Consider the following 23,713-nt stretch of genomic DNA (forward strand, 5'->3'; position numbering starts at 1 on the left):
GCCGGGCCATCCTGAGAAATCGGTACGGTGGAGGCGAGGGACATTGAGAAACTCCCAATCGTTATCGGATGGACGACTAGTTAGGCCTTGCCGACTGCGAGCGCCAGACGCAACGAAATCAAACAACTGTTGCATGAAACGCCATGCGTGAGTAAATGGAGTCATGCCCGATCTCGACCTCAACCTCCTGGTGGCACTGGATGCGCTGTTGCGCGAGAGAAGCGTATCGGCCGCCGCGCGTCGGCTTGGCCTCAGTACATCAGCCATGAGCCGGACGCTGTCACGCTTGAGGACTGCGCTCGGCGATCCGATCCTTGTGCCGGCCGGGCGCGGCATGGTCGCAACGCCCCATGCCCTGGCGATTGCCGAAGACGTGCATTCGTTGAAAGAAGCTGTGAAAGCGGTGCTCAGTCCGCCGTCGACCGTGGAAATCCGCGAGGTGCGCCGCGATTTCACCATCCGTGCCAATGAGGCGTTCGTGCTTATTTTTGCCGCGGGCCTGAGCGCTGCTGTGGCGAACGCGGCACCAGGGATAAGGCTTCGATTTGCGCCGCGATCGGACAAGGACGTTCAATCCTTGAGAGACGCGGCCGTGGATCTGGATATCGGCGTCCTGCCGACGGAGAGCGGGGAACTGCGTTGCCAGACCCTTTTCGAAGACCGGTATGTGGGTCTTGCAAGGACAGGACACCCGATTTTCGATGCAGATGAGATCACGGTCGAGAGCTATGCCGCCTGGGGCCACGTACTTTTTTCACCGCACGCGGATTTTGCCGGTCCGGTCGACAGGGCGCTCGCCGAACTCGGCGTCCACCGCGATGTCAGACTGATCGTGCCAAGCTTTCCAGCGGTGATCGCAGTTGCGGCGGCATCCGATTTGATCGGCGCGATTCCGAATTCTTATCGTAAATCCGCCGCAACAAGCCAGATCAGGACGTTTGACCTGCCGGTAGCCGTGCCGGGATTCGACATCGTCCAGGCGTGGCACCCGCGGATGGATGCAGATCCCGTTCATCGTTGGCTGAGAGCGCTGATCTTTCAGACGTTCAAGTCAATGAACTGAGTGCGCATTCGATAATTGAAGAAGGACCGCTATCGGCGCAAGGCAGACGCTGTCAGTCGCCATGTGCGCCTTGCTCTCCACGGGCTCATGCGTCACGGCAAGCTTCACCCATCGCAGTTGCCCAAACTTGGCCGATCCCCGGCATTTGTTGGCAGCTTCGCGAAATCCGGCTCCCGTCCGGAATGCTAGTCTGGCCTCACTTGCTTCCATTTCGAAAGGCCGCTGCCGTGCTTCTGGATCGTTTCCCGCCTGCCTGTCGTCTTCATCCGCACCAATGCCGATGCAGAAACCTCCATCAATGACCAGATCGAGGCTCTCTTGGAGGAGCGGCGGCCGTTCGTGCTGGTCACGGATCACGCGCCTGACGATCACGAGGAGGAGACGCAGGAGGAGCGCAAGGAGCGGGCGCTGTTTTTCAAGAGGATCAAGGATCGGATGAGGGCCTATTGCCGGGGCATGATCGTCATCGATGGCGGCAGGCCGACATCGGCCGCGATCAAGATTGCGGCGGCCACGGCCGGAAAGGCGTTTGGTTTCGCGATCATCTTTGCGGCAAACGAAGACGAGGCGGAGCGCAAGGGGCGGAGCCTGCTCGGCAGCAGGGACGATGCGTGGCTTCTGTGATAGAGCGAGGTGCCTTCGGTGTGAATTTACCGACGAGGATCGACAATGGATATTCCAGAGACATTTGACCCGTCGGCGATCGATGAGGTGTTGCGCCCGGCCTTCAGTTTCATCACCGAGGCGAGTTTCGTCGGCGAGACGGAGCCGCATCGTCATGGCAAGGCGCAGCTGCTTTACGTGATGAGCGGCGTGCTGACGATGAGGGCGGCCGGCGGTGTCTGGACGGTGCCGCCGAATTGCGCGCTGTGGATTCCGGGCGGCACTTCCCATAGCGGGCGTGCCTGCGGCCATATCAAGATCGGCAATCTCTATGTCGACGCGAAACTGACCGGTGACCTGAAGGACGAATGCGGCATTCTCTTCGTCCAGCCTTTCCTGCGCGAGTTGATTTTTCGCCTGGAGCCGCGCCCGGATAGTCCGGATATGGCGCAAGACCGTCTTCACCGTCTGGTCGGCGTGCTTCTCGATGAGCTGAGGGCAGCACCGCTCGAGCCGATCCATCTGCCGATGCCCACCGATCGCAGGCTGCAGCGGCTCGCCGAAGCGATGGTCGCCGAACCTGGCCTGCGGTTCACCATAGACGAATGGGGTGCGCGGGTTGGCGCAAGCAACCGGACGCTCAGCCGCCTGTTCCAGCGGGAAACGGGAATGTCCTTCCTGCGCTGGCGACAGCAGCTGCATATCGGCGTCGCCCTTCAGCGCCTGGCGGCGGGGCAGCTCGTGACCGTCATTGCCGGCGATCTCGGCTACGAGAGCGTCAGCGCCTTCATTGCCATGTTCCGCCGCATGCTCGGCACGACGCCGACGCGCTATTTCAGCGACCAGTTGCCGGCAAGCCCGCACAGGCTGGAAATCACGGCGGATTGGCGCGCGGAACCGGGCGAAGGCGATCGCCGGAATGAAGAGACGGGCCGGGATATTGCGAAGGGTTCCACGTCCAATCTGGTGCCATTCAGACGAGAGCCGAATTGATCCCGTTTACCCCGTCTCGCTCTGCCCAATCCTAGAAAAGCATATCCGCATTATCATGAGACCGGTGGAGGGGCCGGCCTTCCTGAAAACGGCACGGACCGGGGCGGACTTCCGTTGCCTGCAGCACCGCCACATCGCCGGATGGGCTGATGTGGAGCGCAGAGAGGATATTCGTCGCGAAGGCGCCGGTATCGATGGCAATCCGGTTCGGGAAGATCTCGACGCGTTCGCTTGCGGTAATCGTGTGCCCATGGACGACGATCTTGCCGAATGAGGTGCTGGCGTTCAGGAATTCGCCGCGAATCCACATCAGCGTATGCGCATCCTGCTCGGCCAGGGGAATGCCGGGTTTCAGGCCGGCATGGACGAGGATGTGGTGGTCGAGTTCGACATAGCGTTCCGCCGCGCGCAGGCATTGCAGGCGCTCGTCTCCAAACCTGCTGCTGATCTCATCTGCGGTGATGGCTGCCTCAAGGGGCAGGCCGTAGGACAGCATCGTCTCGCTGCCTCCGAGGTCCCGCCAGTGGTTTACGAGATCTGCCTGAACGGCCGGGTCCGTCTCGTCGAGGATCTGAAGAGGGAGGGCGTCGTGGTTGCCGCGTATCAGCTTCGAGCCCGGTCTGTCGCGCAGCGTCCGGATGACGAGATCCATCGCTTTGCGGCTCTCCGGCCCGCGGTCCATGATGTCGCCGAGGAAGACGATCCGGTAGTCGATCGTCTCGTCGCGCGCCTTGCCGGCAATGCCGGAGAGCATCTTCTCCAGCAGGTCGGCACGCCCGTGGACATCGCCGATGGCGAATGTGTGCAGAGAAGCGTTCCCGGTCATCGATGACTCCCTTGTCGCACTCGGTATGGCATTGTTTATGAGCTGCGCCCAGCCCCCAACTGAAATGTGGAATCGAACTCGATACTGCCGGAGAATCCCCTGCGGTGCGGGGGTATTTTGGGCGATTTATCTTGATGGAGATATCTTCGCGAAGCAGTCTGCGCACTTATTCGTCGCGAAACGCTGATTTTTACGGCGTCGCGGAATTCATCTGTAAAACTGTCGCTTTCATTGGGACTTTCACCGCATTCATTCGATGATCAGATGCTATACACACTACATGCCGCACCGGGCTCATGCTCTTTCGCGCCTCACATCGTACTGGAGGAAATCGGCGAACCCTACTCACTTGCTTTGATGTCTCCGGGGCATCCAGAAACTAAAACTGATCAATTCCGCCGACTAAACCCGAAAGGCCGCATTCCCGTCCTCACCGCTGACAATTTTATCCTGACGGAAGCGCCGGCAATCCTCGTCCATCTCGGGCTAACCAACCCTGGTGCCAAGCTCTTGAGCGCAGATCCGGAAGCAATCGTTCGATCGATCGAATGGTTTAACTGGCTGTCAGGCACGGTGCATGCCGTCGCTGTTCGAATGATTTGGCGACCGGACTATTTCACCGACGATGGCGAGTATGATTCGTTGATCGCCAAGGGCAAGCAGCATCTTTCTTCAGCCTTCGCGCTTATCGAAAGCAGACTGAACGAGCGTCTCTGGGCCGTGGGAGACCACTATTCCGTGGTCGATCCATATCTGCTGGTGTTCTATCGATGGGGAAATCGGATGCACATAGACATGCAGAATAGCTATCCAGCGTGGACCAGACATGCCCGCCGTCTTGAAGACAGACCGGCCGTTCAAAACGCGCTTTCTCAAGAAGGTATCTCACTATGGGAATGAGGTACTTTCTCGGAACTTGTTTGTCGTGCATCGCCTGATTTCCGGCTAGTGGTTGGGGAGGGGTTTTGATCGGACAGAAGCTTCGCGCGAACGCCGGCTTCAGGTTCAAAACCCGGCCGAATTGATCCCGTTCATCCGCTTCTCCCGGCCCTCCTGACGATCCGCCACCTGGATTGCCCGATTGCCTGGCGATTGGCGATCTTTTCGGCCGGGGTGCCGGTGAGGACCGCCTTTATGTCGTCGCGCATCTGCGGGAAGACGCGGTAATATTGATGGTTCTCCGGCTCTGAGAGCTCGAGTATGGCGCTGACGTCGACCGCCGATACCTTGTCGCTGATCGTGCCCATATTGTCGGGGCCGTCTGCGCCGAGGCGCGGTCCGTTGAATTTTGTGCCGCTGCTGAGCGTGCTGAGAATCCAGTCCTTCTCGGAATAATAGACGGTGATCGACCGGCAGATCCGCGGCAGGAACTTGAATTTCTGGGGATCGTCGAAGGCATCGGCATCCTCGTCCGCGGCAGCCAGGATCACCTTGTCGAAATAGCGGCGAAGGGGCGATGACGATGTGCCATCGAGCGAGGTCATGGCACTAACGGTCGAGAGTGTCGGGGAGGGCGGTTCGGGCAGTTTCATCAGCGCCTGCAGCGCGTTTCGCATCACATAATTGCCCATGCTGTGGCAGATGAGGTGAATGGCCTGGTTGCAGCGCTCTTCCTCGCTGAGCTTGTCGACGAAATCGCTGAGGCGACGCAGGGTTCGGGCGATCGCGATGCCTGATGCCGCCGCGGTCTTGCGATCATGGGCGTAATCGCCAAACGGTGTGGGTATGGGCAGGAGCGAGGCAATCGACGGCCAGGAGAAAACGAACATGTTGACGTCGAGGCCGTAGAAGGCGCTCAGCCAGCCGGCGCGCTCGATGGAATCGACGAAACTGTTGCTGAAGCCATGGATGAAGGCGATGGTTGGCTTGTCATCGGCCTTCATCGAGGCGCGGATGGCATCGAAGATCGTGTCGCTGCCAAGCGTCGGCGCCTCGCCTTCGGCAAAGAGAAGCTGCTGGTTGGCGACGGCGAGCGAGCCCGGCACGAGCACGTTCGTCTTCCTCGACAGATTGACGTTGACCTTGGCGCTGCCGTAGCGGACATCGATGCCGCTGGTCGGCCCGAGTTCGGAACCGAAGCCGATGATCCGCTGATGCTGCGGATCCGTGGGGTCAAGGAGGGGCTGACGATTGGTTGCGAAGTAAACCGTCTGAATCATGATCCTCTCCACGTCCAGATGGCACGACCGCCTCAGAGATCGCTACCGACAGCATAACTATCAGGCCACGCTCCCGTTGCACGAAGAGCGCATAGCAAACAGACAGTAAATCTCGCTAGGCCACGCGTATTAATTGCGCCAAGACCAAGTGGATTTTGCAGTTTCCAAGTTTTACGTGAATATTTCCTCAAGAATTAGCTAATACAATTTTTTGGCGATTGCAACAGGAATCGGGTTATCCCGGAGTTCGTCCGAGAATTCATGTGGTTCCGGCATGATCCATGCGAAGAACCGTTCGACGATCCACCGAGAGAGTATTCCTCAGGCTGGACGATCAAAAGACGAAAATCTAAAAGAAATTAAACCCAACCCGCCTCTTGAAGGAGGAGAAAAAATGAAACGCATCGAGATGGAGGTGAGCGGCGGCTGCCAGTGCGGCGCCGTGCGCTATCACGCAACCGCTATGCTCGACAATTCGCATCTCTGCCATTGCCGCATGTGCCAGAAGGCCTCGGGCAACATCTTTGCCGCGCTTGTCGCCGCGCCCGATGATGCACTCACCTGGACACGCGGCAAGCCTGATGTCTGGAAGAGCTCGGAGCTTGTCGAGCGCGGATTCTGCGCCAATTGCGGCACGCCATTGTTTTTCCACCACCTCGAAAACGGTCGCACCAACCTGATGATCGGTTCGCTTGATGACCCGCACGCCTTCTCGCCGCGTGCCAATACCTGCACCGAGAACATGGTGAAATGGTTCGATACGATCACCGGCATAGAAAATACCGGTGCGACCGAAAACAACGGCGCCGACTGGGCCGCGGCAATCAAGGAGAGCAGCAACCAGCACCCCGATCACGATACCACCGCATGGGTGGTGAGGGGGCGTGATGGCTGAGGCCTATTCCGGCGGCTGCCAGTGCGGCGCTGTCCGTTGCCGCTATTCAGGCTGAGCGCGGTTTGATGATAGATGGCGGGCTGGGCCGGCTGTTGGCATTCTGCTCCGGCATGCGAAGTCTGGCGTTCTGGTGGACTGGTCTGACTTGGAGCGAATGACCGCTTTCGGCCCTTTGCTGCCGTTCGAGGTCGATCCGAGAGACGTACGGTATGTGCTAGAATGCGGCCCGAAGGCGGAATGCGACAGACGCACTGCGAGGGGCGGTGTGATCGAACCGGAGTTCGTGCGACCGAGAGCCGACGTTGTGCTCTTTGAAGGGGGAGACGAGTACGCGATGCCGACACCACAGCAGCCCAGTCTAATAGTTCGACAGAAATCCCCAGAGAATATCGAGTTTCCGTTTGCGTCGCTCTCCGATTGGCTGATCCCAACCGAGCTGTTTTTCGTGCGAAATCATTTCCCGTCGCCGGACCTCAATGCGCGAGACTGGAGATTGCGGGTTGGCGGGGCGGTGGAGCGGCCGATCGAACTTGACCTCGACAGCATCAAGGCGATGCGGAGCACGACTTTCACCGCCGTCGTCGAGTGCGCGGGGAACGGGCGCGTCTACTATGAGCCGCCGAAGGAGGGATTGCAGTGGCAGAATGGAGCCGTCGGCAATGCTGCCTGGACAGGTGTTCTTCTGCGCGAGATTTTGGAAATGGCGGGCGTCAAGCGAACCGCATGTGAGGTCCTGCTCGCAGGCGCCGACAGCGGCGTCGTCGACGCGAACAAGAAAACGGCTTCTCCCGGCCCCATCGCTTTTGCGCGCAGTTTGCCGCTTGAGAAGGCCATCGCTGACAGCACGATCCTTGCCTATTCGATGAACGAGCAGCCGTTGACGCGCGATCACGGCTACCCGCTACGCGCGGTCGTGGGTGGCTGGTTCGGCATGGCTTGGGTCAAGTGGGTCACTGATATCACGGTTGTGGAGCAACCGTTCCTTGGCTACTGGCAGGCGCGCGACTATTTCCGTTGGGAGCGCAGCCTCGGGGAACCCAGGCTGGTCCCCCTTGCGGAGATGGAGGTCAAAGCGCAGATCGCGCGTCCCGTACAGGGGGCGCGTCTCATCGTCGGCCAACCGTACCGGATTTTCGGAGCCGCCTGGAGCGGAGAGGCTGCTGTCCGGCAGGTGCAGGTCTGCACCGGGGATGGCAGGGGCTGGCGCGAGGGAAAGCTCCTCGAAACAGAACGTCCCTTTGCATGGCGCTTGTGGGAATACATGTGGACCCCTGAAGAAGTGGGGCGATATATACTGCGATGTCGCGCGATCGATGGGGCCGGGTCCGCGCAGCCCGACCTCCAGCGTTCCGACTGCGAGAGCTACGTGGCCAATTGGATCATTCCGGTGGAGATCACGGTCGTTCCCGAGCCACAGACGTACGAGGAGGAATTCGTGATCTAATCACCGCATGGGGCGGAATGGCGGCTTTTGGCCCAAAGCAGACGCTGTTGTCCCCACGCGTCACCCTCACACCAGCGACCGCCTCGCCACATCGATCACTTTTTGCGTCAAACCCGCAAGCCGGTCTGCAGCAAGCCGGCTGATCTGCCAGTAGAGCACGACATCAAGCGGTGTGTCGGGGATCAGTTCGACGAGGCGGCCGGCTTTGATGTGGTGCTCAATCAGCTGGATCGGGCTCATGCCCCAGCCCATGCCGAGCAGGCTCGCATCGAGAAAGCCCTGTGTGGCCGGCAGCCAGTGCGTCGGCACGTTGACGTCGGTCGCCAGTGTGCGGCGGATCCATTGCGCCTGCAGGCGGTCCTTCTGGTTGAAGGTGAAGGACGGGGCGCGGGCAAGTGCTTCCGGGGTGACGCCATCAGGGAAATAGCGATGGACGAATTCGGGGCTTGCGGTCGCGTGGTAGCGCAGCGCGCCGAGCGAGTAGCGGCGGCAGCCGGAGACCGGCTTTTCCATGCTGGTGACGGCGGCGATGACGCGGCCGCGCTCCAGCCATTCGGCCGTGTGGTCCTGATCGTCGATGGAAATGTTCAGGAGATAGTTCGAGCTTTTCGAAAAATCCGCCATGGCCTCCAGAAACCAGGTGCCGAGGCTGTCGGCACTGGTGGCGATCCGCAGCGTGACGCGCTGTTCGGGACTGTCGCGGTCGCTCAGCGCCGGCAGGTGTTCCAGCAATTCGCTTTCCAGCATGCCGACATTTTCCATGTGCCGGCAGAGCCAGTCGCCCTTTTCCGTCGCCGTGCATGGCGTTCCGCGCACGACGAGGGCGGCGCCCAGGCGCTCTTCCAGCTGCTTGATGCGCTGCGAGACTGCCGATGGCGTGACGTTCAGGACGGCGGCGGCCTTTTCGAAGCTGCCGGTCTGGACCACGGCAAGCAGCACGCGAAGGGCGGGATAATCGATCATGGGTAAGCTGCGCTTAATTAACGTAAGGATGATTAATTAGCTTAATGTGACCGATCCGTCTACTGAGCGTCTCAACAACGCGACGGAAACCTCTGATATCATGAACTTTACGACCTATTTCACCGGCTTGGCCGCCGGCCTCAGCCTGATCGTGGCGATCGGTGCGCAAAATGCCTTCATCCTGCGCCAGGGGCTGCGCAATGAATATGTTTTCGCCGTCTGCCTGGCCTGCGCTCTATCCGATGCGATCCTGATCGTCGTCGGCGTCACCAGCCTGGCGCGGGTGGTGAACCTCATGCCCTGGCTCGATCCGGTCATGCGCTATGGCGGGGCGGCATTCCTCATCTGGTATGGGGCAAAAAGCCTCTATTCGGCAGTGTGGTCTTCGGGCGCGCTGCAGGTTTCAAACGGGGCGGGGGCAAGCTTCTGCAAGACCATGGCCATGTGCCTGGCACTCACCTGGCTCAATCCGCATGTCTATCTCGATACGGTGATCCTGCTCGGCACGATCTCGACGCGCTTTGCCGGCCATCAGGCGGCTTTTGCCGCGGGGGCCGTGACCGGCTCCTTCCTGTTCTTTTTTTCGCTGGGATATGGTGCGGCCTGGCTTCGCCCCATCTTTTCACGGCCGGTTTCCTGGCGCATTCTCGAAACCATCATCGCTTGCGTGATGTGGCTGATCGCGTTCAAGCTCCTGAACGGCATGTGACGGCTGCATACGCCTCAAGCGCATTCGACCTTGGGAAATCAGAATGTCAGTCGACCCGCATCATCTCGCCCTTGTCTTCACCGCCTATATCATCGCCGCAGCCAGCCCAGGCCCCAGCAATATGCGCATCATGGGCGTGGCCATGCATCAGGGGCGCCAGTCCGCATTGATGATTGCCGCCGGTGTGGTCAGCGGCTCGCTCTTCTGGGGCTCGATGGCGGCGACCGGCGTTTCCGCCATTCTGGCGCAATATGCCCAGGCGCTTGTTATCCTGAAGATAGCAGGCGGTTTGTACCTGCTGTTCCTTGCCTACAAGGCCGGCAAATCCGCCATGACCTCTGACGAGAAGCAGGGCAGGCCGCTCGATGCCATCAGGCCGGCTTCGGGCTTCAGCCTCTATCGCCGCGGCCTCCTGATGCATCTGACCAACCCGAAGGCGCTGCTCGGCTGGATCGCGACCATGACGCTCGGCCTCGGCCCGGGTGCGACGCCGACGACGGTTGCCGTCATCCTCGCAGGCTGCGCTGTTCTGAGCATCACGATCTTCTGCGGTTATGCGCTGGTTTTCTCCACCGCGCCGATGATCCGCATGTATCGCCACGCGCGGCGCTGGATCGAGGGCACACTGGCGCTCGTCTTCGGGGCGGCCGGCATGAAGCTCCTGCTGTCGCGCGCATAAAGAGGACGTTCCCGATGCCGCTTTTTCACGGTCTTTCCGCATTTCCGATCACGCCATCAGATGCTTCCGGCATTGTCGATACCGACGCGCTCGCCACCCTGCTTGCCCGCATCCAGGCCGCGGGCGCCGATTCCATCGGCCTGCTCGGCAGCACCGGCGGTTACGCCTTCCTGTCGCGCGATCAGCGGCGCCGGGCGGTTGAAACGGCGATGTCTGCCGTCGGCGGCAAGATCCCAGTCATCGTCGGCGTCGGAGCGCTTCGAACAGACGAGGCGCAGGCGCTCGCAAAAGATGCGCGGGAGCTCGGGGCGGATGGCCTGCTGCTGGCGCCGGTCTCCTACACGCCGCTCACCGATGATGAGGTCTACGAGCATTTTGCAGCTGTGGCCGATGTCGGGCAGTTGCCGCTCTGCATCTACAACAATCCGGGCACGACGAAATTTACCTTCAGCGTCGAGCTGATCGCCCGGCTCTCCAGGCTCGGCACCGTCAAGGCGGTGAAGATGCCGCTGCCCGCCAATGGCGATATCGCAGCAGAGATTGCAAGTCTCCGTTCGGTGATACCTGATAATTTCGCTGTCGGCTATAGCGGCGACTGGGGTGCTGCGGATGCGCTGCTGGCGGGTGCCGATGGCTGGTATAGCGTGGCGGGAGGCCTGCTGCCCGCCGAGGCCCTGAGACTGACGAGGGCGGCGCAGGCGGGCGACACTAAAGAGGCGGGACGCATCAACGAAGCCTTCGCGCCGCTCTGGGCGCTATTCAAGGAATTCGGCAGTTTCCGCGTCATGTACACCATTGCCGATCTCATCGGCCTCGGTCGGTTTGCGCCACCGCGGCCGGTGCTTGGCCTTCCGGAATCGGCGCGTGGGCGCGTGCGCGAGGCGCTTGAACGCCTCGGCGCCGCAGTCGGCCGCTAGGGTCCCGTACCCAACAGGCTTGCGTGCTTGGCGAAGCGTCGCGACAAGATATGACAGCTCGACCGAAGCTTTCTTGCTGCCGCGTCATCAGCAACAATCAGCGGTTCTTGAAGCGCCGGTCGCCGGTCTGGGCGAGGGACTTGATCGTCGATAATGCACTGAGGGAAACGCCACCGCGGTATGCAGTGGCGTTGCTGTGTCTAGTCGAATGCGACGATGATCTTGCCGCGAGCGCGACCTGATGCCTGATGCTCAAAGGCGTGGGCAAGGTCGAGCGACGACACTTTCTGATCGACGAGAACCTTCAGCGAACTCGCGTCAATAGCTTCGACGATCTTTTCAAGACGGCTTCGGTCGGAAGCATGGAAAACGAAGCTCGCCGCTACATTATGCGCCTTCGCGAGCGCTTCATCCGGTGGCGCGGAGGTAGCCAGGAGATATCCGCCCGAGCGCAGGACGTTGAACGATCGCTGCTGGGTTTCACCGCCGATCGTGTCGAGCACCACATCGATGTCAGACACCTTGTTCACAAAGTTCTCCGACCGATAATCGATCACCTGATCCGCGCCGAGCCGGCGGGCGATGTCGATCCCCGTTCCCGATGCTGTCGCAATCACGTGTGCGCCGACAGAACGGGCAAACTGAATGGCAAAACTACCGACGCCACCGGCACCCGCATGCACCAGGACGCGTTGACCGCGTTTCAGATCCGCGACTTCGAACAGTGCCTGCCACGCGGTGCCCGCCGCTGTCGGAATGCCTGCTGCTTCTTCGAACGATACCTTTTTCGGCACGCTGACCAAATAGTCATCTCTGACGACAGCGAATTCGGCAAAGGCGCCGCCGCTTGTCGGGTCGAGGCGAGCCAGGACTTCGTCGCCTTTGCGCCAACGGGTGACGTCGCTTCCTGCGTATTCGACGGTGCCCACAAGGTCGGTGCCCAAGATGTAGGGGAATGCCAGCGGGAAGAACGCATGCATAAACCCACGCTGCAGCTTTACATCGAGCGGATTGAGGCTTGCCGCCTTGATACGCACGAGAACCTCGCCCGGGCTGATATCTGGCGTCGGTACGTCCTCGACGACCGGCGCAGCGTTATAGTTGCCAATGCGGAGGGCTTTCATCGGGTCGTCTCCTCCGCTTGGACAGGCCATGCGCCAACCTGAAACAGCCAGCCGAACCAGTCCTCGAGATGCCAGGTGTGCGTAAGCATGCCGTTGTCGATGTGGTGGAATTCGTGAATGGGCATCCGAAAGGATCTACCGGTTGGAGCGATGCCGAACCATTCGCCGGTATGGGTCCCAGTAATGACTGCACGTACGGCAGCGCGACCTGGTGCGCCGATGATCTCCAGGATCTGGATCCTGATGTCCGGAAAGGCCGCGACAAATTCTCGGATAAGGGGTTTCATGCCATCGCGACCCGGCTGCTGGTGCGGTGCAAGAGGGATATCCTGCCAGTCCGCCGTAACGGCTTCGTCGAGAAGGTCCGGGTTCCCTTCGCTGAAGGCCCGGTAGAGCGTCTCCACGGCTCGCAGTTCTTCCGGCGAAATGCCGAAAACACTCGGTTTATTTTCGGTAGTTTCCATAGTTGCTTCCCTTGCTGAGGATGTGGCTTGGGAAGACGTTATCCGACGGCGCGTCATGCTTGAAATCGATATTGAGTATGTGTAATCATCCATTTTATGGATTTGCACGGTATCGATCTTAACCTGCTCGTTGCCTTCGACGCGCTGATGGCCGAGCGAAGCGTCACCCGCGCTGGCACACGGATCGGGCGCACGCAGCCGGCCATGAGCGCGGCCCTTTCAAGGCTGCGAACCTTATTGAAAGACGAGTTGTTTATTCGCGGGCCGAATGGGCTGCAGCCGACGCCACGCGCCCTCGATTTAGCCGAGCCGCTCAGTCATGCACTGGCCGAGATTCAGCGGACGCTTGAATTCACCCAAGGCTTCGACCCATCGACCTCGACGGTCAGTTTTTCTCTGGGTCTATCCGATCACCCAACCTTCGTCCTGCTGCCAAGTCTTCTTGAAGCCCTGCGCGAACAGGCGCCAGGGATTACATTGCGCATCCGCAACTTCACGGCGCGTGACGACGCCATCAGCATGCTCGATTCCGGGGAGGTCGATCTCACCATCGGCGTGCCGCCTTCGCCGACGGGCAGAATTCTCAATCGACCTCTGTTTCAGGAAGGGTTCGTCTGCATCGTTCGAAAAGGGCACGCCGTCGCGTCGGCGCCGTTCGACCTCAAGACGTTCCTCGGACTTTCTCACCTGCTGGTCTCGCCGGAGAACGACCGATTTGGACTAGTCGATGCGGCCCTGGCGAAGCAAGGCCTGAAGCGGCGTCTTGCGCTGACGCTCCCGCATATGTACGCAGCGCCCCTGTTGATTGCTCGTTCCGATATGATCGCGACGCTGATGGGAGGCGTGGTTCTCGCATCTGGACACTCGCACGAACTCTCGATCCTGCCACTACCGCTCGAGCTGGAGCCTGTCCAGTTCGTCCTGTCGTGGCATCGGCGCAACGATGTTCATCCTGCCCAGCGATGGTTCAGGGACTGCATCGCATCCCTCTCGATGTCACTGCCTGCCCTCGGTGACCGTTCAACGGCTGACTGACGGTCGACCCATAATTCGGGGCGTAACGTCTGGCATTTGGGGCGCGCTCCAGCCCGCTACAGGACTACGCTCGGCATCTTGCAAGCATCAATTTTCTTAATTGATTCAATCCTGTAGTTCAGGAGTAGGGCATCGACGCCAAGCGCTCATCATAAAAGCTGTGGATGTCAACAAATACAGGAAATCAATTTGCCGAATGGTTGGGTGCTGCTCATCCTGCAAAATGTGCAGACGCGGCTGTTCTCCGATTTGGGGAGGTGGCGCGATTGGAACATAGATGAGGAAAATCGATGGAACCCGCAGACCCTAAAACAAGCAGACTGGTTGATAGACGGCTCTTGCTGAAGCTCTCCATGGCCGGTGGTTTGGCCGCCGTCGTTTCGCCGCCTGGCGTGGCGCAGGCGCAAGACGCGCAGCCGCTTCTGGCCGCGCGGCCTATGCCGATCGTCGATACACGCTTCCCCGCTGAGATGGCGCCTGGCGTGTTTGTCCTGCCTGACAAACGGATACCACTCGTCCCAAATATCGGCATCATCGTCGGTCGCGAAAAGGTGCTCGTCGTCGATTGTGGGATGGGCGTCGAAAACGCAGAGAAGGTGATGCAACTCGCGGGGCAACTTGCTCCAGGCCGGCAGATCGTCCTGACGGTCACGCACGCACATCCCGAGCACGGTTTCGGAGCGCAGGTGTTCAAACCGGACGGACGAATCTACTACAACGCCACCCAGCGCGATTACCTCCAGCGCTCCGGTGCGACACTGCTTGATGGCTTTCGTACCGGCGTTCTTCCGCCTACGCAGAAGCACCTGCTGGACGGCGTCGTGCTTACCCCTCCCGATGAAACTTATGACGGCGCCCAGGCAGTATTGGACCTTGGCGGTCGGATGGTCGAATTCCGCACCTGGGGCACAGCGCATACTCCGGGTGACCAGATCATATACCTTCCCCAGGAAGGCATCGTCTTTGCTGGCGACCTACTTGAGGAAAGGATGTTTCCGATCGTTCCTCTATTCCCGCCAATGATCACCTCAGGCGACATCGATGTCGCGCGGTGGGAGATTGTCTTGAATGATATTCGGCGCCTCGAACCACGGCTGATCGTGCCCGGTCACGGCAATCTGGGCGGCGTGGAAATCGCCGAGGATGTGCTCGCCTACTTCTCGGCGATGCGCAGCCTCGTTCGGGCTGGTGGGCGTTCCGTCAGCGATCTCCAAAGCGAGATCCGCGCGAAGTATCCGACTTGGGAAAACAGCGAGTTCATCTCTCCGGCCTTGCAGTATTTCCAACAGGGCGCCTGACAGCCAAACGCATCATACGCCGAGCCATGTCGGATCAGACCGAATACCATGTGGCTTATTGGTTGCCGCCGCCACTCGTGCGGCGGCACATCATCGGCGAAGGGGCATGCTCGTCGCAATCCGCCGCCGCTTCATCCCCGTGTCTTCTTGCGGACATCAGGGACGAGGCGGATATCCGTTCACTGCGTGATCAAAGGTGCCTGGCGCAGCCAGCGATCCTGATGCAGCTGGTCCAGCACGAAGCCGGCAACATCCGCCCGCGATATCGTGCCGCCGTCAAAACCGGAGAGGTCGGTCAGTGCCCGGACCGGTGCGCCGCCGGCCTTGTTGTTCAGCACCGTGGGACGGACGAGAACCCAATCGAGGCCGCTGTCTCTCACGATCGCTTCCTGCCGGTTCTTGTCAGCATAGACCTTGCTCAGGATAAGCGGGAAAATCAGCTTGTCGAAGAGGAAGCCGCCATGCCCGGCACTGTCGCCGGCGCCGATGCCGGTGATGCAGACGAGGCGGGAAACCTGCTCCGCCTTCATGGCGTTGACGAGGGCGCGCGTCGCGGTCGATAGGAGCGTGACTTCACGGAACGGACTTGCCTGCGTGCCGAGCGCGCTGATGACGGCATTGCGGCCCTTCAGGGCCTGGCGCAAGGCATTCTTGTCGCGCGCATCTCCAACGATGAGCTTGGCGCCCTCCAGGTCGCCTGCCTTTTCGGGCGAGCGCACGAGCGCGGTGACGTCGTAGCCGCGTGCCAGCGCCTGGGTGACGATCAGACGGCCGGTGGGGCCGGTTGCGCCAAGGATCAGGATCTTCGGTTGATCTGCCTGGATATTGTCGGTCATGGCTTTATTCCTATTGGCAAGGCGGGACGCCTCACGCAAGGCCGTCCCGTCGTTTCGGGTTGATGATCAGAGCCTGCCCTCTGCGAGCAGTTCGCGGGTCCGCTTCAGCGTCGAAATGAGGGCGCTTTTGTAGCCCTTGTCGCCATCCATCCAGGCCTGTTCGGCCTGCTCCTCGGGGCCATCGGGCTCCTTGCCGCGCAGGCCGAGATAGCAGTAGAAGCGCAGTTGCAGCGCACCTGCCTCATCCTCGAACAGCTCGTTGACGATCGCGCCTTCGCGCGGCCCGGTGGCCTGGAAGAATGTGACCTTGCTGTCCGGCTCGAAGGTGATGATTTCGCGCAGATCCTGGCCGGCGATCGTCGCCTCGCGCACGATATGAGTGGCGCTCTCTTCGACCACTTCGCAAGCGGTGCAGAGGTTGGGCGGAAGGAATTCGCGGGCGTCGCGTGCCTTGAGCACAAGACCCTGCCATGCCTGGGCACGGGTAAGCGGGGTCTCGCCTTCCGGATTGATCGGGACAGTCGCACTTGAATAGATCATCGTCATAGTCCTCTGCTTGGTTTGCGTGGCGCAGCTGCCATCAGGCGGAGGCGGCGACGCTGTGTTCGGTTGCTTGACACCTTCAAGATGGATGGTTCAGAAATGATCCGATAGACGCAGATTTTGGACGGTTCGTCTCATGGGTGGAACACATGGACCTGCTTGCGCTCGCCGATTTCAATCTTGTTGCCCGCCACGGCGGGTTCGGGCGCGCAGCCCGCGCCGCCGGGCGGCCGAAGGCGACGCTCTCGCGCCGGGTCGCGGAGCTGGAGGCGGCGCTCGACCTGCGTCTCTTCGAGCGCGGAGCGCGCGTCCTGAAGCTGACGGAGGAGGGGCGGGCGCTCTACGAGCGGACGGGGGCCTTGCTGACCGAACTCGACGAGACGGCAGCGTCGATCGCTTCAGGCGGGGACAGGCCGCGCGGCAGGCTGCGCATCAGCGCGCCGCTGTTGTTTTCGCAAACGGCGATGGGCAAGCTTTCCGCGGGCTTCGCGCTCGCCTATCCCGAGGTCCGGCTCGAGGTGACGACGGAAGACAGGGCCGTCGATATGGTGGAGGAGGGCTTTGATCTGGTGATCCGGGTCAATCCCGATCCGGATGAGAGCCTCGTCGGACGGATATTCCTGCGCGACCGGCTGGTGGTCGTGGCGAGCCCGGCTCTCGCGCGGCCGGCGGATGGTTCAGACGTGCCGGCCGTCGTGCGGGGGGCGGGCGATCAGGTTGGCATATGGCATGTCAAGGAAGCGACCGGCCGATCGGGCATCGCCATCGATCCGGTGCTCAGGCTGTCATCGCTCATCATGGTGCGAGATGCAGTGCGCATGGGCGTCGGCGCCGCGCGGCTTCCCATCTCGCTCGTCAGTCACGATCTCTCCGCCGGCAGCCTGGTGTGCTGGGGCGATGTGGACGGGCCGGAGATCGCGCTCTGGACGCTCTATCCATCGCGGCGGCTGCTGAGCCCCCGCGTATCGGCCTTTCTCGATTATCTGAAGGAAGCCTTTCCGATGGGAACGCCCGACGAACTGGCAGCCTATATTGGAGGATGAAAGGGAGGCGTTAACGAGATGGCTTGCAACGCGTTTTAGTCAGCGGGAGGGGGCCCGTCCGGAGTGATCCGGACGGGCCTTATGTTGTCAGGCCTCGCGGGGTATTCGAAACCAGGCAACATACAGAGCAGGCAGGAAGAGCAGCGTCAGGACCGTGCCGACGACAATGCCGCCCATCATCGCGTAGGCCATCGGCCCCCAGAATATCTCCCTGGAGATCGGGATCAGCGCGAGCGTGGCTGCGGCCGCTGTCAGCATGATTGGACGCATTCGATGCTCCGTCGCTTCGATAACGGCTTGCCAGGGTGGCATGCCCTCGCTTCGAAGATGCTCTATCTGCACGACAAGGATGACCGAGTTGCGGATCAGAATGCCGATCAGCGCCAGGACGCCGAGGATTGCGACGAACCCCATGGGCGAATTGCTGAACAGCAGCGCTGCAACAACGCCGATCAGCGCGGTGGGGGCAACGGCGAAGACCAGGAACAGCCTGCTGAAACTTTGCAGCTGGATCATCAGGATCGTCGCCATGATGAACAGCATCAGCGGTGCGACGGCCACGATCGGCCCCTGCGCTTTGGCGCTTTCCTCGACCGAACCGCCGTCAACGATACGATAGCCGCTCGGAAGGCCCTTGCGGAACTCATCGACTTTCGGCTGCAGTTCGGTGACGATCGTTGCCGGCTGGGTCGGTCCCACCACCGCGGCCTTGATGGTGATGGTCGGCGTGCGTGTGCGCCGCCATATCGTCGGCTGCTCCAGTTCGTAGTGGAAATTCGCAACGGCAGACAAGGGCACGGACTTGCCATTGGAGCCGGCAAGCTGAAGGTTTTGCAGCGTCTCGATCGAACCTCGCTCGGAGGTCTGGGCTCGGCCGATCACATCGACGAGATAGATGTCATCGCGGATCTGCGTGGCAGCCGATCCCTCGACGATGCTGTTCAGGGCCGTTGCAATATCCTGCGACGAGACACCCAGCTGGCGCGCCTTGTCCTGGAGCACATCGACCTTGACCACGCGCGATGGTTCGTTCCAGTCGAAGGTCATGTTGGACAGCAGCGGATGCGGGCCGACGATGCCGGCAAGCTGGTGGGCGATGTCACGGACCTTCTGGATATCCGGCCCGCTGACGCGATATTGCACGGGCTTGCCGACCGGCGGGCCGATGTCGAGAAGCTTTACGAAGGCGTCGGTTCCGGGGAAGGTTTTCGTCAGATATGCCTGAAGCTCGCTTTTCACCTTGTCACGAACGTCGAGCCCCTTGGTGACGATCACCGTCTGGCCGAACGAGACGTCGGGGGTCTGCACATCATAGGACAGGATGAAGCGGGGAGCCCCTTGTCCGACATAGCTCGTCCAGTGATCGATATCCCCGTTGTTGGCCAGCATCTCGCTTTCGAACCTGGCCATCTGCCTGTTCGTCTCCGAGATGGAGCTGTTCTGCGGCAGGTTCCAGTCGACGATCAGTTCGGGCCGGTCGGAGGACGGGAAGAACTGTTGCTGCACCAGGCTCATGCCGCCGATGGAGAGGGCAAACACCGCCACCGTCGCGCCGATGGTTATCCAGCGCCAGCGCAGGGCCAGGCCGAGGAGCCATGCGAAGATCCGTGCAAAACGGCCTTTCTGCTCATGATGCGATTTCATGGTCTTCGGAAGGATGGTCACGCCGAGCAGCGGCGTGAACAGGACCGCAACGACCCATGAAACCAGGAGCGAGACAGCAATCACCACGAAAAGGGTGAACGTAAACTCGCCGGCGGCGCTGGTGTTGAGGCCGACGGGGATGAAGCCCGCGACCGTCACCAGCGTGCCTGTCAGCATCGGGAAGGCGGTCGAGGTGTAGACGTATGTCGCCGCCTTTCTGAGGTCGTCGCCGACCTCCAGGCGGGCCACCATCATTTCCACGGCAATCATCGCGTCGTCGACCAGAAGGCCAAGGGCGATGATCAGCGCGCCCAGCGAAATGCGCTGCATCGAAATACCGGTATAGGCCATGACGAGGAAGGTGATCGCCAGCACGAGCGGAATGGAGATGGCAACCACGAGCCCCGCCCGAACGCCGAGGCTGATGAAGCTGATCGCAAGCACGATGACGATCGCCTCGAACAGCGCACGCGTGAAGCCCGACACGGCCTCGTCCACGACGGCGGGCTGATCGGAAACGCGTTCCACGTCTACGCCGATGGGAAGGTCGGCAGTGACCTGCTCGATCTCCTTGTCGAGCGCTTCACCGAATTCAAGCAGGTTTGCGCCGGTCTTCATGCCGATCGCGAGCCCGATCGCCGGCTGGCCGTTATAGCGGAACAGTGCGGAGGGCGGATCGACGTAGCCGCGCTTGATCGTGGCGACATCGGTCAGCGGAAAGAAGCGATCGTTGACACGAAGATTGATCGCCTTGAGGCTTTCCTCTGAAGTGAACTGGCCGCTGACCCGCAAGGCGATGCGCTCGGGACCGGCGTCGACGAAGCCCGACTGCGTCACGGCATTCTGCGCCTGCAGCGTCTCGATCACCGATTGCTGGTTAAGCCCGAGAGCGGCGATCTTTCGCGTCGAAAATTCGAGATAGATGGCCTCATCCTGCGCGCCGATAATGTCCACCTTGCCGACATTGGGAACGGTCAGCACTTTTGCGCGCGCGTCCTCGACGAGATCGCGAAGCTGGCGCTGTGTCAGCCCGTCGCTCGTAAAGGCGTAGATATTGCCGAAGACATCGCCGAAACGATCGTTGAAAAACGGCCCGATAACGCCGCTCGGGAAATCTCCCTTGATGTCGCCGATCATGTTGCGTACGCGCATCCAGATGGCATTCACATCCTTGGCCTTGGTCGTCGGCAGCAATTCCACGAAGATCGTCGTCTGCCCGGCAACCGTCTCGCTGCGGGTGAAATCGAGCGATTCCAGTTCCTCGAGTTTCTTTTCGACGCGGTCGGTGACTTGCTTGGTCACTTCCTCGGCTGATGCACCAGGCCACTGCACCTGGATGATCATGGTCTTGATAGTGAAGTTGGGATCTTCCTCGCGGCCGAGACCGATATAGGAAAAGGCGCCGGCCAGAATGAAGACGATCATGAAGTACCAGACGAGCGAACGATGTTCGAGCGCCCAGTCGGACAGGTTAAATTTTTTCACGGGGATTTTTCCTCAGTCTACTCTGACGGCCTGGCCATCGACTAGTTTGTGAACGCCGGCAATGACGACGCGTTCGCCCGGGCTGATGCCCCCGGCGATGCGAACGGAGCCTCCCTCGGCGACGTCTCCGTCGATCCCGATCGCGCGGATGGAAACCTTGGCGGCAGCGGGATCGACCACCCAGACGTTCGGCTTTCCGTCCTTGATCAGGATGGAGGAGGAGGGGAGCAGGATTGTCGGCTGAGCGTCGACGGTTGCGGTTGCGGTTACGACCGAGCCCAGGCGAAACGCGGCAGGAGGATCGATGAGCGTTATTTTTGTGCGTCGCGTGCGGGTCGTCGCCTCGGCTTCCGGTGCGATCTCCCTGACGGCGCCGCTCGCACGGATGGTCGGGTCCAGCTGGAGAGCAATCTCGAAGGGCGATCCCACCTTGAGGCCGTCGAAGCTTGCGACCGGTATGTCGATCACCGCATCGCTCTGTTCAGGGCGGGCGATGGTCGCAATGCTCTGGCCCGCGGCCACGACCTGGCCGACTTCGGCCGAAGTCGCCGTCACGACGCCGTCGAATTCCGCCCTGAGCTGCGCGTATCCGAGCTGCTCCTCGGCCTTGTCCAGATTGGCTTGGGCCTTGGCAACCGCGGCAGCGGCACTCTTGCGCCCAAGTTCGGCCTCTTCGTAGGCCGCCTCGCTTCCCGATCTGCTCTGGAGCAGGGACCGCTGGCGTTCCTCGGTGGATGCGGCATTCGCGAGCTGCGCCTGCGCATTGGAAAGCTCGGATTGCGAACTTCTGACCGCAAGTTCCAGCGCCAGCGGATCGATGGCAGCAACGACATCGCCCTTCTTCACGACGTCGCCGACGCTGACCTTGCGGGCGATGACCCGTCCGAGGACCCGAAATGCCAGCTGGGTCTCGATCTTGGCCTGGACCGTGCCTGGCAGGGTCAGTGCGGAGGCTGCGGTCGACTTGACGACAACGGAAAGGACGGGACGCGGCGGCTGCTCATGTGCTTCTTCCTGCTTCTGGCAGGAGGTCAGCAGCAGTGATCCGACGATCGCAAGGCCGGCTGTGATACGGATATTCATTCTGCGGCTCCCTTGCCGTATGCGACGACCTCGCCTGGTCGCAGGAACTTCGTGCCGTCGACGACGACGATGTCTCCCGGGGAGACACCCGCGCGCACCGCAAAGCGGCCGGTCTCATAGTTGGAGACATCGATCGGGTGGAGCGACACGCTCGATGAGGCGGGGTCGACGATCCAGACGGCCGGCTGGCCGCTCTTCGAGGCCATGGCCGACCACGGCAATTCGATTGCATCCTGCGCTACGGAGCGGAAGGAGCCGACAACAGGTGCGCCAAGCTGCATGTCCGCCGTGCCTTCGAGACCCACCTTGACCCTGATCGTTCCGGTCGACGGGTCGATCGTGGGCGAGATCTCGCGCACGGAGGCTTCTATTCTGTGAGATGGCGCCGAGAGGGTGCTGACGGCGACCGTGTTTTCAAGGTTGCGGCCGAGATAAAGGGACTCGAAGACATTGAAGACGGCGTCGCGCGGTCCATCATGGGCAAGCGTGAAGATGAGTTGCGCCGCCTGAGCGACCTGGCCAACCTCGGCATTTCTAGCGGTGATGACGCCATCGGCATCGGCGCGCAGTTCCGTATAGGAGAGCGCGTCTTGTGCCGTATCGAATTGCGCCTGCGCCAGTTTCACGCCGCCCTCAGCCGTCAGCAGCGCCTCCTGGGCTTGATCGAGTGCCGCGCGGGTCGCAACCTGCGTCTTGAAAAGGTTCTGCTGCCGGTCGAACGCGAGCTGGGCCTGCGTCTGCTGGGCAAGCGCCGATTGCAGGTTGGCGGTGGCGACGCCGAGATCGGCTTTCTGTTCTTCGGCGTCCATGCGCGCGAGCACCTGTCCCGCCTTCACCGATGAGCCGACATCGACGAGACGCTCGACAATGCGCCCGCTGACCCTGAAGGAAAGGTCGCTTTCGACGCGTGCGCTGACTTCGCCTGTTATGGCGTTGTTTTCGACTGTTGGCGTGACCTTGGCCACGACAGCCTCCACATTCTTTGGCTTTGCCTCACTCGCGCTTTGCTTTTCGCATGAGGCAAGCGCGACTGCGCTGACGCCCAGCCAGGCGGCAACAAGGACAGTTTTCATGATTTACCTCTTGCATCGGTTCGGCAGACGAATAATATTGACTAACCCATTAGTCAATGAAAATTTCTTGACGCCCGACCACGAAAAACGCTCAAGGTGAGCCATGCCTGATACGAAGAAATTGACGCGCGCCGAGCAGAAGGCTCGCCGACCCATAGAGATCCTGGACGCTGCGTTTGAAGAATTCGTCGAGCGCGGCTATGTCGCGACACGTGTCGAAGACATCGCCAGCCGGATCGGGGTCACGAAGGGAACCGTCTATGTTTACTTCGAAACCAAGGAACAGCTTTTCGAAGCGATGATCGGGCATATTTCGACGCCGCTGGAAGGTCTGTTGGCGCGCGCAAACGAACAGCAGGGGACTGCTGCGGAGCGGCTTCAGAAGACGATCGAGCTGATCTACGATCTCGTGGTCAGGGACCGCAGATTGCGCGAACTGATGCGGTTCATTATCGCCGAAGGTTCACGCTTCCCCCAGATCGTCGACAGGCATCACGAGGCATTCATCGATCCTCTCGACTGGCAAATGCAGTCCCTCATCGATGACGGCGTAAGGCTTGGCGAATTCCGCTCGGCGCCGGCTGCATTCTCCGACGCAGTCGTGGCGCCAGCCATCACCTTCCTGTTCTTCAAGCTTCTCTTCGACGAGCGGCGGCCCCTGGACAGGGATGCCTACCTGAAGGCGCATGTCGATCTCGTGCTGCACGGACTGTTGGCCTGATCGGCAAGGCCGGCGCGAAATCCATTCGAAGTCGATCACCGTCGAATTTCGGTCGAGTCACACTTTTAGACGCTGGCCCGCCATAAATCGCAGATGGCGATAACTCTTTTAAT

General features: G+C 60.9%; 23 protein-coding genes. 13 read left to right on the forward strand and 10 right to left on the reverse strand.

The window, feature by feature from the left end; translation table 11 throughout:
• Positions 1-163: 163 nt before the first annotated feature.
• The 3 genes from ACR9ZQ_RS13380 (at position 164) to ACR9ZQ_RS13390 (ending at position 2,659) form a co-directional block, all read left to right on the forward strand.
• Positions 164-1,063 carry a LysR family transcriptional regulator gene (locus ACR9ZQ_RS13380; protein WP_310388466.1) on the forward strand — a complete coding sequence of 300 codons (900 nt, stop codon included), beginning with the start codon at positions 164-166 and terminating at the stop codon, positions 1,061-1,063.
• 339 nt (positions 1,064-1,402) lie between these two features.
• Positions 1,403-1,687, forward strand: a complete 285-nt coding sequence (locus tag ACR9ZQ_RS13385) for a hypothetical protein (RefSeq protein ID WP_481428031.1) — start codon at positions 1,403-1,405, stop codon at positions 1,685-1,687.
• A gap of 45 nt (positions 1,688-1,732) precedes the next feature.
• A complete protein-coding gene (locus ACR9ZQ_RS13390; protein WP_310388463.1) occupies positions 1,733-2,659 on the forward strand; it encodes an AraC family transcriptional regulator in 927 nt (308 codons plus the stop codon).
• Between the two features lie 31 nt (positions 2,660-2,690).
• Here the strand turns inward: ACR9ZQ_RS13390 and ACR9ZQ_RS13395 are convergent, their stop codons facing one another.
• Positions 2,691-3,485, reverse strand: coding sequence for a metallophosphoesterase (locus tag ACR9ZQ_RS13395; protein ID WP_310388461.1), 795 nt, complete (start codon positions 3,483-3,485; stop codon positions 2,691-2,693).
• A gap of 264 nt (positions 3,486-3,749) precedes the next feature.
• On the opposite strand from ACR9ZQ_RS13395, the gene ACR9ZQ_RS13400 reads away from it, so the two are divergent.
• Entirely contained in the window at positions 3,750-4,385 is a 636-nt protein-coding gene (locus ACR9ZQ_RS13400) for a glutathione S-transferase family protein (RefSeq protein ID WP_310388459.1), read from the forward strand.
• Positions 4,386-4,516: 131 nt separating this feature from the next.
• Here ACR9ZQ_RS13400 and ACR9ZQ_RS13405 read toward each other — a convergent pair whose 3' ends face one another.
• The gene (locus ACR9ZQ_RS13405) at positions 4,517-5,644 is read right to left on the reverse strand and encodes an alpha/beta hydrolase (RefSeq protein WP_310388457.1); all 1,128 of its coding nucleotides are present in this window, start codon (positions 5,642-5,644) and stop codon (positions 4,517-4,519) included.
• 394 nt (positions 5,645-6,038) lie between these two features.
• Between ACR9ZQ_RS13405 and ACR9ZQ_RS13410 the strand changes: the two genes are divergently transcribed.
• On the forward strand, positions 6,039-6,539 hold the full coding sequence (locus tag ACR9ZQ_RS13410) for a GFA family protein (RefSeq protein ID WP_310388455.1): 501 nt from the start codon (positions 6,039-6,041) through the stop codon (positions 6,537-6,539).
• Between the two features lie 265 nt (positions 6,540-6,804).
• Positions 6,805-7,983 carry a sulfite oxidase gene (locus tag ACR9ZQ_RS13415; protein ID WP_310388453.1) on the forward strand — a complete coding sequence of 393 codons (1,179 nt, stop codon included), beginning with the start codon at positions 6,805-6,807 and terminating at the stop codon, positions 7,981-7,983.
• Between the two features lie 66 nt (positions 7,984-8,049).
• Here the strand turns inward: ACR9ZQ_RS13415 and ACR9ZQ_RS13420 are convergent, their stop codons facing one another.
• Entirely contained in the window at positions 8,050-8,946 is an 897-nt protein-coding gene (locus tag ACR9ZQ_RS13420; protein ID WP_481428032.1) for a LysR family transcriptional regulator ArgP, read from the reverse strand.
• A gap of 100 nt (positions 8,947-9,046) precedes the next feature.
• Here ACR9ZQ_RS13420 and ACR9ZQ_RS13425 point away from each other — a divergent pair, with 100 nt between their 5' ends.
• Genes ACR9ZQ_RS13425 through ACR9ZQ_RS13435 form a run of 3 tightly spaced genes read left to right on the forward strand, consistent with a single transcriptional unit; the run spans position 9,047 to position 11,251 of the window.
• Complete coding sequence (locus ACR9ZQ_RS13425) at positions 9,047-9,655, forward strand: LysE/ArgO family amino acid transporter (protein ID WP_481428033.1); 609 nt, start codon at positions 9,047-9,049, stop codon at positions 9,653-9,655.
• A 43-nt stretch (positions 9,656-9,698) separates the two neighbouring features.
• Positions 9,699-10,334: a LysE family translocator gene (locus ACR9ZQ_RS13430; protein WP_442205611.1), complete on the forward strand. Its 636-nt coding sequence runs from the start codon at positions 9,699-9,701 to the stop codon at positions 10,332-10,334.
• A gap of 14 nt (positions 10,335-10,348) precedes the next feature.
• Entirely contained in the window at positions 10,349-11,251 is a 903-nt protein-coding gene (locus ACR9ZQ_RS13435) for a dihydrodipicolinate synthase family protein (protein WP_310388445.1), read from the forward strand.
• Between the two features lie 200 nt (positions 11,252-11,451).
• Here the strand turns inward: ACR9ZQ_RS13435 and ACR9ZQ_RS13440 are convergent, their stop codons facing one another.
• Positions 11,452-12,405 carry an NADP-dependent oxidoreductase gene (locus ACR9ZQ_RS13440; protein ID WP_481428034.1) on the reverse strand — a complete coding sequence of 318 codons (954 nt, stop codon included), beginning with the start codon at positions 12,403-12,405 and terminating at the stop codon, positions 11,452-11,454.
• Positions 12,372-12,839: an ester cyclase gene (locus ACR9ZQ_RS13445; protein WP_113322116.1), complete on the reverse strand. Its 468-nt coding sequence runs from the start codon at positions 12,837-12,839 to the stop codon at positions 12,372-12,374. Before ACR9ZQ_RS13445 ends, ACR9ZQ_RS13440 begins: the two co-directional genes overlap by 34 nt.
• Positions 12,840-12,935: 96 nt before the next feature.
• On the opposite strand from ACR9ZQ_RS13445, the gene ACR9ZQ_RS13450 reads away from it, so the two are divergent.
• Positions 12,936-13,874, forward strand: a complete 939-nt coding sequence (locus ACR9ZQ_RS13450) for a LysR family transcriptional regulator (RefSeq protein WP_113322115.1) — start codon at positions 12,936-12,938, stop codon at positions 13,872-13,874.
• Between the two features lie 290 nt (positions 13,875-14,164).
• Positions 14,165-15,172, forward strand: a complete 1,008-nt coding sequence (locus ACR9ZQ_RS13455; RefSeq protein ID WP_481428035.1) for an MBL fold metallo-hydrolase — start codon at positions 14,165-14,167, stop codon at positions 15,170-15,172.
• A gap of 179 nt (positions 15,173-15,351) precedes the next feature.
• Here the strand turns inward: ACR9ZQ_RS13455 and ACR9ZQ_RS13460 are convergent, their stop codons facing one another.
• Positions 15,352-16,008 (reverse strand): NAD(P)-dependent oxidoreductase, encoded by a 657-nt coding sequence (locus ACR9ZQ_RS13460; RefSeq protein WP_481428036.1) that lies wholly within the window; start codon positions 16,006-16,008, stop codon positions 15,352-15,354.
• A 66-nt stretch (positions 16,009-16,074) separates the two neighbouring features.
• Positions 16,075-16,548, reverse strand: coding sequence for an SRPBCC family protein (locus ACR9ZQ_RS13465; RefSeq protein ID WP_481428037.1), 474 nt, complete (start codon positions 16,546-16,548; stop codon positions 16,075-16,077).
• 152 nt (positions 16,549-16,700) lie between these two features.
• Between ACR9ZQ_RS13465 and ACR9ZQ_RS13470 the strand changes: the two genes are divergently transcribed.
• The gene (locus tag ACR9ZQ_RS13470) at positions 16,701-17,594 is read left to right on the forward strand and encodes a LysR family transcriptional regulator (RefSeq protein ID WP_481428038.1); all 894 of its coding nucleotides are present in this window, start codon (positions 16,701-16,703) and stop codon (positions 17,592-17,594) included.
• 87 nt (positions 17,595-17,681) lie between these two features.
• On the opposite strand, the gene ACR9ZQ_RS13475 is transcribed toward ACR9ZQ_RS13470, so the two are convergent.
• From ACR9ZQ_RS13475 to ACR9ZQ_RS13485, 3 genes are read right to left on the reverse strand one after another with little or no spacing between them, the layout of a single operon-like run.
• On the reverse strand, positions 17,682-20,723 hold the full coding sequence (locus ACR9ZQ_RS13475; protein WP_481428039.1) for an efflux RND transporter permease subunit: 3,042 nt from the start codon (positions 20,721-20,723) through the stop codon (positions 17,682-17,684).
• A gap of 12 nt (positions 20,724-20,735) precedes the next feature.
• On the reverse strand, positions 20,736-21,806 hold the full coding sequence (locus tag ACR9ZQ_RS13480) for an efflux RND transporter periplasmic adaptor subunit (protein WP_481428040.1): 1,071 nt from the start codon (positions 21,804-21,806) through the stop codon (positions 20,736-20,738).
• Entirely contained in the window at positions 21,803-22,879 is a 1,077-nt protein-coding gene (locus tag ACR9ZQ_RS13485; protein ID WP_310388431.1) for an efflux RND transporter periplasmic adaptor subunit, read from the reverse strand. Before ACR9ZQ_RS13485 ends, ACR9ZQ_RS13480 begins: the two co-directional genes overlap by 4 nt.
• Before the next feature lie 103 nt (positions 22,880-22,982).
• Between ACR9ZQ_RS13485 and ACR9ZQ_RS13490 the strand changes: the two genes are divergently transcribed.
• Positions 22,983-23,600, forward strand: a complete 618-nt coding sequence (locus ACR9ZQ_RS13490; protein ID WP_310388429.1) for a TetR/AcrR family transcriptional regulator — start codon at positions 22,983-22,985, stop codon at positions 23,598-23,600.
• Positions 23,601-23,713: the final 113 nt, after the last annotated feature.

It is taken from the genome of Rhizobium sp. KNZ14-9A, assembly GCF_056755015.1.

What these genes read in the sequence shown, in the direction of transcription:
- ACR9ZQ_RS13420 (WP_481428032.1), bottom strand. Translation starts at nt 8,946, where the DNA reads ATGATCGATTATCCCGCCCTTCGCGTGCTGCTTGCCGTGGTCCAGACC.
- ACR9ZQ_RS13460 (WP_481428036.1), bottom strand. Translation starts at nt 16,008, where the DNA reads ATGACCGACAATATCCAGGCAGATCAACCGAAGATCCTGATCCTTGGC.
- ACR9ZQ_RS13445 (WP_113322116.1), bottom strand. Translation starts at nt 12,839, where the DNA reads ATGGAAACTACCGAAAATAAACCGAGTGTTTTCGGCATTTCGCCGGAA.
- ACR9ZQ_RS13465 (WP_481428037.1), bottom strand. Translation starts at nt 16,548, where the DNA reads ATGATCTATTCAAGTGCGACTGTCCCGATCAATCCGGAAGGCGAGACC.
- ACR9ZQ_RS13390 (WP_310388463.1), top strand. Translation starts at nt 1,733, where the DNA reads ATGGATATTCCAGAGACATTTGACCCGTCGGCGATCGATGAGGTGTTG.
- ACR9ZQ_RS13380 (WP_310388466.1), top strand. Translation starts at nt 164, where the DNA reads ATGCCCGATCTCGACCTCAACCTCCTGGTGGCACTGGATGCGCTGTTG.
- ACR9ZQ_RS13480 (WP_481428040.1), bottom strand. Translation starts at nt 21,806, where the DNA reads ATGAATATCCGTATCACAGCCGGCCTTGCGATCGTCGGATCACTGCTG.
- ACR9ZQ_RS13425 (WP_481428033.1), top strand. Translation starts at nt 9,047, where the DNA reads ATGAACTTTACGACCTATTTCACCGGCTTGGCCGCCGGCCTCAGCCTG.
- ACR9ZQ_RS13410 (WP_310388455.1), top strand. Translation starts at nt 6,039, where the DNA reads ATGAAACGCATCGAGATGGAGGTGAGCGGCGGCTGCCAGTGCGGCGCC.
- ACR9ZQ_RS13490 (WP_310388429.1), top strand. Translation starts at nt 22,983, where the DNA reads ATGCCTGATACGAAGAAATTGACGCGCGCCGAGCAGAAGGCTCGCCGA.
- ACR9ZQ_RS13430 (WP_442205611.1), top strand. Translation starts at nt 9,699, where the DNA reads ATGTCAGTCGACCCGCATCATCTCGCCCTTGTCTTCACCGCCTATATC.
- ACR9ZQ_RS13455 (WP_481428035.1), top strand. Translation starts at nt 14,165, where the DNA reads ATGGAACCCGCAGACCCTAAAACAAGCAGACTGGTTGATAGACGGCTC.
- ACR9ZQ_RS13440 (WP_481428034.1), bottom strand. Translation starts at nt 12,405, where the DNA reads ATGGCCTGTCCAAGCGGAGGAGACGACCCGATGAAAGCCCTCCGCATT.
- ACR9ZQ_RS13400 (WP_310388459.1), top strand. Translation starts at nt 3,750, where the DNA reads ATGCTATACACACTACATGCCGCACCGGGCTCATGCTCTTTCGCGCCT.
- ACR9ZQ_RS13435 (WP_310388445.1), top strand. Translation starts at nt 10,349, where the DNA reads ATGCCGCTTTTTCACGGTCTTTCCGCATTTCCGATCACGCCATCAGAT.
- ACR9ZQ_RS13395 (WP_310388461.1), bottom strand. Translation starts at nt 3,485, where the DNA reads ATGACCGGGAACGCTTCTCTGCACACATTCGCCATCGGCGATGTCCAC.
- ACR9ZQ_RS13405 (WP_310388457.1), bottom strand. Translation starts at nt 5,644, where the DNA reads ATGATTCAGACGGTTTACTTCGCAACCAATCGTCAGCCCCTCCTTGAC.
- ACR9ZQ_RS13485 (WP_310388431.1), bottom strand. Translation starts at nt 22,879, where the DNA reads ATGAAAACTGTCCTTGTTGCCGCCTGGCTGGGCGTCAGCGCAGTCGCG.
- ACR9ZQ_RS13470 (WP_481428038.1), top strand. Translation starts at nt 16,701, where the DNA reads ATGGACCTGCTTGCGCTCGCCGATTTCAATCTTGTTGCCCGCCACGGC.
- ACR9ZQ_RS13450 (WP_113322115.1), top strand. Translation starts at nt 12,936, where the DNA reads ATGGATTTGCACGGTATCGATCTTAACCTGCTCGTTGCCTTCGACGCG.